Below are 11,910 nucleotides of genomic sequence, written 5' to 3'. Positions count from 1 at the left end.
TCTAGGTTCTAGGTTCTAGGTTCTAGGTTCTAGGTTCTAGCGAAGTTTATGATAACTATTTAGTTAACACAAACGTTTAGCTATTTTTTGGCGTAACTTTAATTAAGCTGCTGGCGGCGATGGCAAATAAGCAATAACCGGTAAAGTACCAAAAACCTGTACCAAATTCGGCATGCATGTTGATCAATTCCCCCATCTGGCCATCGGCGTTACCAGCAAGGTAAGCCACAATCAAAGCAATGACAAAAACATCTACCATGCTCCATTTACTCAAGCCTTGTATAACTTGACCGAGTATATGCTTTAATTTGTTCATCGGTATTAAACAATAAACTAATTGCATCAACAGTTTTAAAGCTGGCACCACAATTGAAAACAATGCTACCAATGCTGCGACTAGGTAATTTTTATTATTGGCAAGTTCGTTAACCGTGCCCCAAATGCTCCGTGTTTTTTTATAAGCACTAATTTCACCTTCGAGTTTATCAAGGCCCAACATGCTCGACGCCATCATTAACATATTGCGGGTATGACGGTCACCTTCATCAGCAATCATAGCAATGCCTGTTTTGGCGAGCTTTGATTTATCAATTTTCCCCTCAAGGGTTAGCACAGGCTGAGTAACGCCAGGTAATAACAACGCCAGAGCAATTAAAATAGTCGTGATCGGCAGTAATAAACGCATAGTCGTCTTTTAAAGTATATTGATAATGGCGCATCATACTCAAGGTATTAAGTATCTTCAATAATTGAGGCTAAAACCTCATCGCCGTATTGCCGTGCTACGAGCATGGCATTATAAATAACATCGATGGGAGAAGCTGGCCGAATGGTTTCTAACAATTTAACTGCTAATGGCCAATTATCTTCCTCTACCGCGCGAGCTAACTGCAAAGTAGCACCTAACATACCGTTAAAGTTAAGCAGTGCACTCGATAAATCATCGCCTAAACAAAACTCTTTTGCGATAACATCCAGTTCCATATTTAAAATAGCATCGAGCACTGACATCAAGCCAACTAAGTAACCACGCTGAGACATTTCCTTACCGCCAGGCTCTAGCATTAACTGCATGAAATGCGCACGAGTTAACCCCAACTTAGTTAGTTCACTAGGTTTATCAACCCCTAGTTCACTAAGGGCCAACACTCTTACAAATTGACGAATTGCATCTTCACCTAAATAAATAACCGCTTGTGAAATAGAGGTGATCACTAAATTTTGGTTACCAGAGCGTGCATTCACTAATTTAAGAATACGAGCAGTTAAACCGACGTCTTTAGCTACCCGCTGGTGGACTTCATCAAAATCGAGATCTGGGCGCGACGTACAGCGCAGCAAATCAAAAACAGCAAATTTAGATGGCTCAACATTATGGTAGCTGAGCATTTCTGGACGCGCGAAAAAGAAGCCTTGAAAGTAATCGCAGCCGGCACTTTTTAGCAACATAAATTGTTCGTGCGTTTCAATTCGTTCAACTATGATTTTTACATCAGGAAAACGGCGTTTAAGCTTTTTTAACAGCATATTGGTTTTAATGATGGGCTCTTCAACTTCAAGCTTTATATAATCAACTAAATGTAATAATGGCTCCCATTTTTCATCTCCATCATAATCATCGAGAGCAAAAGTATAGCCATCTTTTTTTAGAGCCGTAACTCGACTGGTCACTTTATCAATGTTGTCGGCTCGTTCAACGATTTCTATTACTGCGCTATCTGGTTGCAATAATTTAGGGAAATCATCTAACAGGGCATCTGAAGATAGGTTTATAAAAGCGCGTTGGTTCGCAGTAAGTTTATTTATACCAATAAGCATTAAAGCGTTAAAAAACAGCCGCCCAGTAGCCTGACCATCTGTTGTGCCAATAGGGAATGCGTTATTTATCGAATCTCGATACAGTAATTCGTATGCATAAATGCCTGTTTCAGCATCAAAAATAGGCTGCCTGGCAATGTATTGTGTAACAAGTTTTGGCACCTCGGCGGTTATCTGCGTATTAAGCATATTATTTCCAGCTAATAACTATAGTGACTCTTGCCAGCTAAATTGTTGTTATTTTATGTACTCAGTATAGTAAGGTTTTTGCGCCTTGCCTAAACTTGTAAGTAATAATGCTCCTTTTATTGAATGTCTGCAAACCATCTGTAAAGTCAAAGTTTTCACTATACCCACACTAAAATAATGGATAAGTTCTAATTTGACTGATGATTGAGTATAATAAGGGCTTACTTTTCTGTTAACCCCCAAAAGAGCCTTGATATGAGCATTGAACAAGCCTTAGTTGAACGCAGTAATAACCAATGTGAGCTATGTACTGCAACTGAAAACCTTTCTGTATACGAAGTGCCACCTGTCACTGAAGCTCATTCAGATAAATGTATTTATACTTGCCAAACGTGTAAAGACCAAGTTGAAGGCACCACTGATATTACCCCTACGCATTGGCATTGTTTAAACGATAGCATGTGGAGCCAAACACCTGCGGTACAAGTGGTGGCGTACCGTATGCTAACCCGTTTAGCTGCTGATAATGGCTGGGCACAAGATGCGCTAGACATGATCTATCTTGAAGAAGATACGTTAGCATGGGCTAAAAAAGTACTTGCTGAAAATGATGATATTAAACATGTTGATAGCAACGGCGTGGTACTGCAAGCCGGCGATACAGTCACTCTTATTAAAGATTTAGATGTTAAGGGCAGTAGCTTAACGGCTAAACGTGGTACTGCTGTGCGTAATATCGGCTTAACCAGCAACCCTGAACATATTGAAGGACGTGTTGACGGTCAGCGCATTGTTATTTTGACCAAGTTTGTGAAGAAGTAAATATCTCTGTGCCTACAAAAAGGTGCATTTATGCGCCTTTTTTTGTTCCTAAATATAATTAAGCTATGATTAAGTAATAGCGCTGTAAACTACCCATAGATTAAAAATCAACCGATTCATTTATTTCAAGGAATAAACCATGCTATCGAACAAACCTTATTCAGTTTTAAAATCGATTGCCAGCATTAGTTTATTGGCCAGCAGTGCAATGGTACTTAACGGGTGCAAGAGCCTACCTGATCCACAAACTAAACAAACCACTGAAGATGCAGCCATGGCCACTTTAACAACTCAAGTTAGCTACCTTGATCGCAGCATGTTAGGTCCTGGATCACAACTCACAGTGACTTTAGCTGATGTGTCAAAGATGGATACTGAAGCAGAAATAATTAGTCAACAAACTATTGATATCAATGGCGCACCACCTTATACGGTAGAGCTTAGCTACGACGCGAGCAAAATGGATCAACGTCATCGCTATAGCGTAATTGCACGTATCACTAATCAAGATCAGTTATTGTACGTTAGTACTACACATAACAATCCATTTGAGCAATCACAACAAGCACCTTATGAAGTAGTCGTGTCTAAAGTTGCGCCGCAAAAGCCTAATGTCGATTTAGTAAATACGTATTTTAAAGCTGTTACTATAAATGGCGTGCAAGTCACTGTTGAAACAAAAGAACCCTTTATTCAATTTAGTAAAGATAACAAAAGCCATGGCTTTTTAGGCTGCAATAATTTTGCTGGTAGTTATCAAGTAGATCAACAAGCACTGACATTCAGCCCGCAAGCTAGTACTAGAAAAATGTGCTCTCAAGGTATGGAACAAGAAACTGCAATGTCTGGCGTACTAGAAAATACTGCGACGTGGAATATTAATGGTGAATCACTCACCTTAAAAGATAAGCAAGGTAAAGTACTGGCAACCTTTAAAGCCGTGTATTTTAATTAACTCTAATCACTCTCTGTAATTAAACGCCCAGTGAACTGGGCGTTTCAATGTTTATTCGGCAACTAATTGCTCGCTGCGATAAAAGCCTGATGAATCGCTTAATAAGGTAACTAGTTCAGGTAATACCTTATCCATAGTTTGTTTTAACTTCCACGGTGGATTAATTACTATCATCCCCGATGCAGTCATGCCATGCACGTCAGTATCGGCTTCAGTCGCTAATTCAAATAACTGAATATTACGCATACCTGAAGCAATCAATCCCTCTTCCATACGCTCAATTCTTTCTCTGTCGACCACCGGATACCAAATCATGTAAGTACCAGTAGCAAAGCGTTGATAAGCCTTCGTTAATGTTTTTACCACAGTGTCGTAATCGTCTTTAATTTCATAAGGTGGATCAATGAGTACACATGCTCTGCGCGAAGCGGGGGGTAATAACCCCACTAGACCCGTAAAGCCATCCTCGCCGCGGACACGAATTGAGCGCTTACCGCTCATGTTTTCTTGTAGTAATGCCAAATCTCGCGGATGTAGCTCAAAAAACCAACCTTTGTCTTGGCGACGCAAGAAATGCTCAGCAATTTTCGGCGAGCCCGGATAAAAAGCTAATTGTTCTGTGTCATTAAATGATTTAATTAAATCAATATAATCATTTAGTTCCTGATGCTCACTGCGATGTTGATAAAGCTTAGCAATGCCATTTAGGTATTCTTGCGTTTTTTGTGCATCAGCACTGGCTAATTCAAAAAAGCCAGCTCCTGAGTGAGTATCGATATAGTCCAATGGCTTATCTTTGAGCGTCTGGTAACTTAATACCTGAGCTAATACCAAATGTTTAACGACATCGGCTGGGTTTCCAGCATGAAATGAGTGTCTGTAACTGAGCATAATATAATTTCGCTTAAATAAACTCATTGAAGTTAGTTATATTCTACAACATAAAACGCCAAGGGTCATAAATTGCTGGCCATTAAGTGAACCACTTATGAACAAATTAGTCGCTAGCCTGAACAGCTTATTAACATTAAATAAAAATCAGCCAAAACACACGTAAATGCTGGCATATAAAGCAACTTTGCTTTACATTTGCATGACAATAATCACAGTTTTATGAGCGCCTTTATGAATAACGATACCCTTTCTCAACTAGAACAATTGATCGACCAATTAATTAGCCAAAATTCACAGCTACAAACTCAGGTTAGCGAGCTTAAAGATAAAAATAGTAAGCTAATCGATGAAAATGAAATTCTTCAACTTGAAGTACTTGAAAGTGAAGAAAAACAAAAAGACACCAGCACAACTTTAACGGGTTTACTTGAGAAGCTACAAAGCGCCCAACAGGCTAACTAATGTCTGAGCTGCAAAACCAGCGAGTCACAGTTGAGTTGCTTGGTAAAGAGCAGCAATTTGCTTGCCCAGCTGGGCAAGAGGATGCACTCATTGCATCAGCCAAATACTTAAATGATTTGGTTGATCAAATGAAGCAGCGCTCAACAGTGCGCAATGATCAAAAAGCCTTATTAATGGCAGCCTTGAATATTAGCCATGAGTTACTCGAAGCAAAAACACAGCAAAGCGTTACCCAACAGCAGCAGGATCAACTCATCGATAAGCTCAGTGCTTACTTAGGGCAATCGTCAGCCGAATAAAAAAAAGCGCACTCGCGCTTTTTTTATTATCTCGTGGATTCCAGTATCAATTAAAAACAAAATCAGCTAACTTGCCTATTTTATTTTCTCTATTTTGGCAATACTGTTATGACTCACCCTTTTTATATCCCCACTCAGTTAACTGCACTTTTATTGCTAAGCTTTAGTCTTGTTGCACCCCGCTCTGCTGTTGCAGCAACACAGTGGCAAACAATCTCCCCTAACGTACAATTTTTAGAGCAGCAACGAGCCCTACGCTTTTATGACTCAAACCAAGTGCTCATTGAAGGTGATAAATGCGCGCTAATGTTTGATGCCAGTGGCGACTTTGCCGCTGTTGAAGCAACCGTTAAGCAACTAAAAAGCACCTTAAAAACCCCCTTGTGTTACTTAGTTGCTAGTCACTTCCACGACGACCATTTACTGGGCATGGCTATTTTGCAGCATCATTTCCCCGATGCTCAATTAATTGTCCATCAACAGCTTGCTACTGAATTTAGTCAACTCCAACAAACCTATACTAATAAACTTGATAGTTATGAAAAAAGTATCGAATTGAGTTTACAGCGTTTAGCCCAGCAGCCCGAAGCGCAACAACAGCACTGGCAAAACAAACTCAACTTAGCTAAGCAGCGATTATTACGATGGCGCCAGTATCAACTACAACCACCACAAACTTACGTTGTTGATAGCTTAACCATTGAACTTGGCAACTACCCAGTCACGATTAACGCACACCAAGCCCATACTAATGGTGATTTAACTCTCAGCGCCGAAAATCATCGCATTTTAGTCGGTGCTGATGTGGTTGATTGGCTACCTTATCCCGGCCATGGTAATTTTAATAACTGGTTGCAAATACTCACACAACTTCACTCAGATCAGCGCATCAAGATAATCCTGCCTGGCCACGGAAGCGTACTAAAACGAGACGATTTACAGCAACCATTAAACTTTTTGCACGCGATACAACAGCATGTAACAAACTATCCAGAGCAAGATTTAGTGCAATTACAGCAAAGCTTTAATCAGCAGTTTGCGAAAGACTACCAAGTTGATGAGATAGCACGAAAAGCTTACCCGCTGTTTCTAGAGGCTGGACTTAAACGAGTTAAACAGTCAAAATAGCGCTCGCACGTGGATGTGCTAGACTTTTAAAAGGATATTAATTTAGTGATGTTTATGCGCAGTTACCTCTTAGCCCTGTTTGTGACTTTAATTTTACTATCCGGTTGCCAAACAACTGAGCCATATTCAGCGCCAAGTGATACTGTGCAAGCTCCGGTTATTTTTAATCACGTTAAACCGTCATCAAATAGCTCAGCACAGCCCACAGATACCAAGCATAAAAAACAAAAAATAACATTAACAGCTCCAGCGCAACAAGCCGCTACATCACCTCAAGCGCACACTCGCAATAAAGATTTATGGCGACATATAGCCGACAACTTAACCATTCAAATTTACCTAAACAAAGCACTAAATAAACGGATTACCTGGTATACCAAGCAACCAAAATACTTACAGGTTGTCAGTGCCCGGGCTGCGCCTTATCTTTATCATATTGTTAGTAAAATAGAGCAACGTAAGTTACCCATGGAATTAGCTTTATTGCCTTTTGTAGAAAGTGACTTTCGCCCGACTATTAGCTCCTCAGAACAAGCTGTTGGGGTATGGCAATTAGTCGGTGCGACGGCTCATCACTTCGGCATAAAATCAGATCAATGGTATGACGGGCGCAAAGATGTTCTCGCTTCAACAGATGCCGCTTTGGCCTATTTAGAGTATTTACATAAGCGCTTTGATGGCGACTGGCTACATGCATTAGCGGCTTATAATAGTGGCGAAGGACGTGTAAAGCGCGCCATCGCAGAAAATAAAAAGCGCGGCAAAAGCACTGATTACTGGTCGTTGAAATTACCCAAAGAAACCTCTGAATACGTGCCAAAGCTAATGGCATTAAGCTACTTAATACAAAACCCTCAGCGCGGATTATACCGCCCTAAACTTGCCAACAAAGCCCTTACAACTGAGCTTAACGTTGGCCAGCAATTTGATTTTTCGGTGATCGCCAATTTATCTGGTATTGGTCGCAGCCAACTACACAAACTCAACCCTGGCTATTTAAAAAACCAAAGCTCACCTAATGGTCCTCATACTTTATTACTACCACTGCAACAGCAAAGCTTATTAAGCAGCCAGTTCTTTAAAAATAATTTCACTGGCGAATATACAGTGAAAAAAAATGATACTTTGTACTCGATTGCTCGTCGTTTTGGATTATCAGTTAACAAACTAAAAGCGATGAATAACAAAACCTCTAATTTAATTGGTATTGGTGAAGCACTGATGGTTGGCCAACCTCGCACCATGCCAGACTCGTTAACTATCAATTATAAAATCAGTCCTTACCTTGAACAAACTGAAATAGCGATCCCCACTATCGCAATCCAATACCAGGTAAAGCCTGGTGATACTATCTGGGGAATCAGCCAACTTTATGATGTGCCGCATAGTGATTTAGCCCGGTGGAATAAACTTAGTGCCTCGAGTATTTTAACGCCTGGCACGCAGCTGGTGCTACATTTGCCGCAAGCAACAAAGGCCGTGTCACAATTGCATGACGAAGGTTTACTTTCAGAGCTTGCAAGAACCTTAAAGCAACCACACTAACCGAACCAGTAGTTTATAATCCGGCTTATTTAGCGTAAAATTAGCTTTTCATTACAGTTAAATTAAAGAGATCGGCATGCAAATTAGCAAAAACTCGGCAGTTGAATTTCACTACACATTAAGTGAAGCGGGCGAGCAACTAGAAACAAGTACTGGCAGTGAGCCGCTAACCTATATTCATGGTTTGGAAGGTATGCTTCCTGGTCTTGAAACAGCTCTTGAAGGCAAGGCTGCTGGCGATAGCTTCAGCGTGACACTTACACCGAGTGAATCTTACGGTGAACGTGTTGATGATCTTATTCAACGCATTCCTCTTAAACACCTTCAAGGTGACACTAAAGTATGGAAGCCAGGTATGACAGCAATGGTTAGCTCTAATCAAGGCCGTCATCAAGTGACGATCGTGAAAGTAGGTCGTTTCAATGCTGATTGTGATTTAAACCACCCATTTGCAGGCAAAACTCTAACGTTTGATGTACAAGTACTTAGCGTACGTGAAGCAACCAGCGAAGAAGTATCACACGGCCATGTCCATAGCGAAGGCGGTTGTGGTCACAACCACTAAGGAAATTCCATGTCAAAGGTTGCTATCGTTACAGGCGGCAGTAAAGGTATAGGTCTTGCTGTTGTTAAGCGTTTTCTAAATAATGGTTACCAAGTACATAACCTTGATCTAGAACCTGCAGATTTAGGCACTTGGCACCACTGCGATGTGAGTGATGTTAGCGCAGTAAAAACGGTTATTGCAAAGATTGCCAGTAATGGCAAATGTATAGATGTGTTGGTATCGAATGCCGGCCGTCATCTAAGCGCGACAATTGAAGACACTGACGAAGCAACCTTCGATAGCTTGTTTGCACTTAATGTAAAAGGTGCCTACGCGGCAATTCAAAGCGTGTTACCAAGCATGAAAGCGCAACAAAATGGGGTGATTATTTTAATTGCCTCAGATCAAGCCATCATAGCTAAAAACAACTCGTTTGCGTATAACCTGACCAAACATGCGTTAGCCTCAATGGCAAAAACCACCGCATTAGATTATGCCCAGTTTAATATTCGCACCAATGCAGTGTGCCCAGGCACCATAGAAACACCGCTTTTTCATAATGCTATCGACGCATATTGTGCTCGTAGTGGCGCCGATAAAGCCACTATAGTTGCCGAAGAAGGCGCATTACAGCCACTCGGACGATTAGGCCAAGCTGATGAAGTCGCAGCATTAGTTACGTTTTTAGCCAGTGATGATGCCAGCTTTATTACCGGCAGTTTGCAAACTATTGATGGTGGTTATACCGCGCAATGAGTGAACGCATTATTGACCCTCACGTACACTTTTTTAATTTAGTCCAAGGGCAATATGATTGGCTACAAGGTAACAATCCTGTGCCTTGGCCAAATTTAGATACGATTAAAGCGCCCATAAGTGTTAACCAATTACAGCATATAAGTCAGTTTGAAATTGCTGGCCTAGTACACATTGAAGCAGGCTTTGATAACCAGCACCCCATCAATGAACTGCACTGGCTAGCTGAGCACTTAAGTGGCCACAATTATAAAGCTATCAGCTTTGCCAATATTAATAGTCATCCCGACGATTTTAATAATGCAATTACCGCTTTATCACACCCAAGCTTAGTGGGCATTAGAGATATCACCGAAGGCGCTGATGCCATGCGCTTAAGCCATGCTACATGCCATGATAACTTAGCGCTATTAGCCAGTAAGCAGCTGATATTTGAAGCTCAATTTGAAGTTGAAAAGCTTACGATTACCCAACAGCTAATCAACTACTGCCAACAACTTCCGCATTTACAATTAATAATAAACCATGCGGGTTTACCCAATAATCTGTCAATTTGGCAGCAGGGGATCAGCCAATTAGCGCAACTACCTAACTGCTGGATTAAATTTTCAGGCTTTGAGCTACTCACCGCGCAGCTGCAAACTCAGCAACAGCAGTGTTTTAACTTTATCCTGCAACACTTTGGTCAGCACCGCGTTATGTTTGCTAGTAATTTCCCTGTGTGTCAAATCAACGCGAGTTATCAACAGCGTTGGTCAAACCATTTTGAGCTGTGTAATACTCATAGTGTATGGCAACAACTTAGCTACAAAAATGCGCAGCACTGCTACCAAGTTTAATTAAAAACCGCTATATTGGGTTTATATTGTATAAAAAATAGATCATCACTATGGCTGTTTCCTCTATTCAAAAGCTCACTATTGGGCTTTTCAATGTTTCTTTTCTAGCGCTTCTTTCTGGCTGTGGTGGCGGTAGTACAATGACCGACAACAACAATAACAGCAATGGTGATGGCGACACTGGTAACAGTATCAATTGGACAAAAGGTGTATTTCAACCCTCAAGTAATTTTTATCAACAATGCCAAGCATTAAACGAAAAGCACTGGCTGCGCTCATGGAGCAATGAAACCTACCTTTGGTATGACGAAATTATCGATCGTGATCCAGCGCTGAACCCTGCTGTAAATGAATATTTTAAATTACTAAAAACCGAGCAAATTACCGAGTCAGGCGCAAACAAAGACAACTTTCACTCTAGCCTGCCAACTGCACAATGGGAAGCCCAAAGCCAATCAGGAGTGACTTTTGGTTATGGTTTTAAAGTTAAATTAATCAGCTCTACAGCACCACGTCAAGGTGTGATCAGCTATACAGAGCCCAACTCACCTGCAAGTGCGCAAAATATTGCCCGCGGCTTTGAGATTTTAGAAATCGATGGTGTTGATTTTATCAATGCCAGCACGCAAGCAGAGGTCGATATCCTCAACGCGGGTTTATATCCAACTCAAACCGGTAAAAACACTACCTTCGTATTCAAAGATATTAATACCGATGAAACCCGCGAAGTTATTTTAAACTCACAAACGATTACTTCTAGGCCAGTCACAAACGTGAAGACTTTAGCTGATGGCACTGTTGGTTACTTTCAATTTAATAGCCACAATGCAATTGCTGAAAAACCGCTTTATGATGCCTTTAATAATCTCAAAGCAAGTAATGTCACTGATCTGATTATTGATATTCGTTATAATGGCGGTGGTTTTTTACAAATGGCCAGTCAAGTTGCTTATATGATCGCAGGCCCCGCGAACACCAACGGTAAAGTTTTCGAAAAAACCATTTTTAACGATCAACACCCAACCTTTAACCCTGTTACTGGGCAGCGTTTGGAGCCTGTGATGTTCACCGATGAATTTGTTGGCTTTGCCGAGAACCCGGCATTAATACCAGGTACACCATTACCAAGCCTTAACTTAAAACGCGTTTATTTACTAACCACTAGTAGCACTTGCTCTGCCAGCGAAGCGATAATAAATGGCTTACGCGGTGCAGATATTGAGGTAATTCAAATTGGCTCTGGTACCTGCGGTAAACCATACGGTTTTTATCCCACCGATAACTGCGATACAACTTACTTTAGTATTCAATTTACCGGCGAAAACAATAAAGATTTTGGTGAATATTCAGATGGTTTTGCGCCGCAAAATACCACTGACAATGCCCGCTTACCAGTACGCATAGCCGGTTGCGCCGTTGCTGATGACTTTAGCCACCAGTTAGGCGATCCTGAAGAAGCGGTACTAAAAGCCGCGTTGGGTTATCGTGATAATGGTCGTTGTCCAGCAGCCAGTTCAATAGCCAGTAAGCAAGGTTTTGCACCTGCACGCTTTGGCGATACCCCTGCAGTATCAGATACACGGGCTGGATCTCTTGCTGAGCAAAATAAAATACTGCCTTCGCATTAAGCGTTAGCATTAAACTCAAGGCAGAATT

The 11,910-nt window shown here is 41.1% G+C and carries 13 protein-coding genes; 10 read left to right on the top strand and 3 right to left on the bottom strand.

Annotation, left to right across the window (positions count from 1 at the left end):
• Positions 1–76: 76 nt before the first annotated feature.
• Positions 77–685 (bottom strand): paraquat-inducible protein A, encoded by a 609-nt coding sequence (locus H5187_RS15980; protein WP_145238177.1) that lies wholly within the window; start codon positions 683–685, stop codon positions 77–79.
• Between the two features lie 47 nt (positions 686–732).
• Positions 733–2,007 (bottom strand): EAL and HDOD domain-containing protein, encoded by a 1,275-nt coding sequence (locus H5187_RS15975; RefSeq protein ID WP_182732177.1) that lies wholly within the window; start codon positions 2,005–2,007, stop codon positions 733–735.
• Positions 2,008–2,262: 255 nt separating this feature from the next.
• On the opposite strand from H5187_RS15975, the gene H5187_RS15970 reads away from it, so the two are divergent.
• The gene (locus H5187_RS15970; RefSeq protein ID WP_145238171.1) at positions 2,263–2,829 is read left to right on the top strand and encodes an alkylphosphonate utilization protein; all 567 of its coding nucleotides are present in this window, start codon (positions 2,263–2,265) and stop codon (positions 2,827–2,829) included.
• 139 nt (positions 2,830–2,968) lie between these two features.
• Complete coding sequence (locus H5187_RS15965) at positions 2,969–3,784, top strand: META domain-containing protein (protein WP_145238168.1); 816 nt, start codon at positions 2,969–2,971, stop codon at positions 3,782–3,784.
• Positions 3,785–3,835: 51 nt separating this feature from the next.
• Here the strand turns inward: H5187_RS15965 and H5187_RS15960 are convergent, their stop codons facing one another.
• Positions 3,836–4,675: a 23S rRNA (adenine(2030)-N(6))-methyltransferase RlmJ gene (locus H5187_RS15960; protein ID WP_149980512.1), complete on the bottom strand. Its 840-nt coding sequence runs from the start codon at positions 4,673–4,675 to the stop codon at positions 3,836–3,838.
• Positions 4,676–4,909: 234 nt separating this feature from the next.
• On the opposite strand from H5187_RS15960, the gene zapB reads away from it, so the two are divergent.
• The 8 genes from zapB (at position 4,910) to H5187_RS15920 (ending at position 11,882) form a co-directional block, all read left to right on the top strand.
• Positions 4,910–5,140 carry a cell division protein ZapB gene (zapB, locus tag H5187_RS15955; RefSeq protein WP_145238165.1) on the top strand — a complete coding sequence of 77 codons (231 nt, stop codon included), beginning with the start codon at positions 4,910–4,912 and terminating at the stop codon, positions 5,138–5,140.
• A complete protein-coding gene (locus H5187_RS15950) occupies positions 5,140–5,439 on the top strand; it encodes a cell division protein ZapA (protein ID WP_149980511.1) in 300 nt (99 codons plus the stop codon). The genes zapB and H5187_RS15950 overlap by 1 nt, the downstream gene beginning before the upstream one ends.
• A gap of 108 nt (positions 5,440–5,547) precedes the next feature.
• Positions 5,548–6,567, top strand: coding sequence for an MBL fold metallo-hydrolase (locus H5187_RS15945; protein ID WP_149980510.1), 1,020 nt, complete (start codon positions 5,548–5,550; stop codon positions 6,565–6,567).
• Between the two features lie 54 nt (positions 6,568–6,621).
• A complete protein-coding gene (locus H5187_RS15940) occupies positions 6,622–8,112 on the top strand; it encodes a LysM peptidoglycan-binding domain-containing protein (protein ID WP_182740855.1) in 1,491 nt (496 codons plus the stop codon).
• A 76-nt stretch (positions 8,113–8,188) separates the two neighbouring features.
• Positions 8,189–8,677 carry a peptidylprolyl isomerase gene (locus tag H5187_RS15935; protein ID WP_182732172.1) on the top strand — a complete coding sequence of 163 codons (489 nt, stop codon included), beginning with the start codon at positions 8,189–8,191 and terminating at the stop codon, positions 8,675–8,677.
• 9 nt (positions 8,678–8,686) lie between these two features.
• The gene (locus H5187_RS15930; protein WP_182740856.1) at positions 8,687–9,415 is read left to right on the top strand and encodes an SDR family NAD(P)-dependent oxidoreductase; all 729 of its coding nucleotides are present in this window, start codon (positions 8,687–8,689) and stop codon (positions 9,413–9,415) included.
• A complete protein-coding gene (locus H5187_RS15925) occupies positions 9,412–10,254 on the top strand; it encodes an amidohydrolase (protein ID WP_182740857.1) in 843 nt (280 codons plus the stop codon). Before H5187_RS15930 ends, H5187_RS15925 begins: the two co-directional genes overlap by 4 nt.
• A gap of 50 nt (positions 10,255–10,304) precedes the next feature.
• Positions 10,305–11,882 (top strand): S41 family peptidase, encoded by a 1,578-nt coding sequence (locus H5187_RS15920; RefSeq protein WP_182798026.1) that lies wholly within the window; start codon positions 10,305–10,307, stop codon positions 11,880–11,882.
• Positions 11,883–11,910 lie beyond the last annotated feature (28 nt).

Source organism: Pseudoalteromonas sp. SG44-1, assembly GCF_014164315.1.
Classification (GTDB): Bacteria; Pseudomonadota; Gammaproteobacteria; order Enterobacterales; family Alteromonadaceae; genus Pseudoalteromonas; species Pseudoalteromonas rhizosphaerae.
The sequence above is the reverse complement of the archived record's forward strand: the minus strand, read 5'-3'. Positions and strand labels throughout refer to the sequence as shown.

Bases quoted from the DNA above. Each gene is read 5' to 3' on its own strand.
- H5187_RS15960 (WP_149980512.1), bottom strand. From the start codon at position 4,675: ATGCTCAGTTACAGACACTCATTTCATGCTGGAAACCCAGCCGATGTC.
- H5187_RS15930 (WP_182740856.1), top strand. From the start codon at position 8,687: ATGTCAAAGGTTGCTATCGTTACAGGCGGCAGTAAAGGTATAGGTCTT.
- H5187_RS15925 (WP_182740857.1), top strand. From the start codon at position 9,412: ATGAGTGAACGCATTATTGACCCTCACGTACACTTTTTTAATTTAGTC.
- H5187_RS15945 (WP_149980510.1), top strand. From the start codon at position 5,548: ATGACTCACCCTTTTTATATCCCCACTCAGTTAACTGCACTTTTATTG.
- H5187_RS15970 (WP_145238171.1), top strand. From the start codon at position 2,263: ATGAGCATTGAACAAGCCTTAGTTGAACGCAGTAATAACCAATGTGAG.
- H5187_RS15935 (WP_182732172.1), top strand. From the start codon at position 8,189: ATGCAAATTAGCAAAAACTCGGCAGTTGAATTTCACTACACATTAAGT.
- H5187_RS15920 (WP_182798026.1), top strand. From the start codon at position 10,305: ATGGCTGTTTCCTCTATTCAAAAGCTCACTATTGGGCTTTTCAATGTT.
- H5187_RS15980 (WP_145238177.1), bottom strand. From the start codon at position 685: ATGCGTTTATTACTGCCGATCACGACTATTTTAATTGCTCTGGCGTTG.
- H5187_RS15965 (WP_145238168.1), top strand. From the start codon at position 2,969: ATGCTATCGAACAAACCTTATTCAGTTTTAAAATCGATTGCCAGCATT.
- H5187_RS15950 (WP_149980511.1), top strand. From the start codon at position 5,140: ATGTCTGAGCTGCAAAACCAGCGAGTCACAGTTGAGTTGCTTGGTAAA.
- H5187_RS15940 (WP_182740855.1), top strand. From the start codon at position 6,622: ATGCGCAGTTACCTCTTAGCCCTGTTTGTGACTTTAATTTTACTATCC.
- H5187_RS15975 (WP_182732177.1), bottom strand. From the start codon at position 2,007: ATGCTTAATACGCAGATAACCGCCGAGGTGCCAAAACTTGTTACACAA.
- zapB (WP_145238165.1), top strand. From the start codon at position 4,910: ATGAATAACGATACCCTTTCTCAACTAGAACAATTGATCGACCAATTA.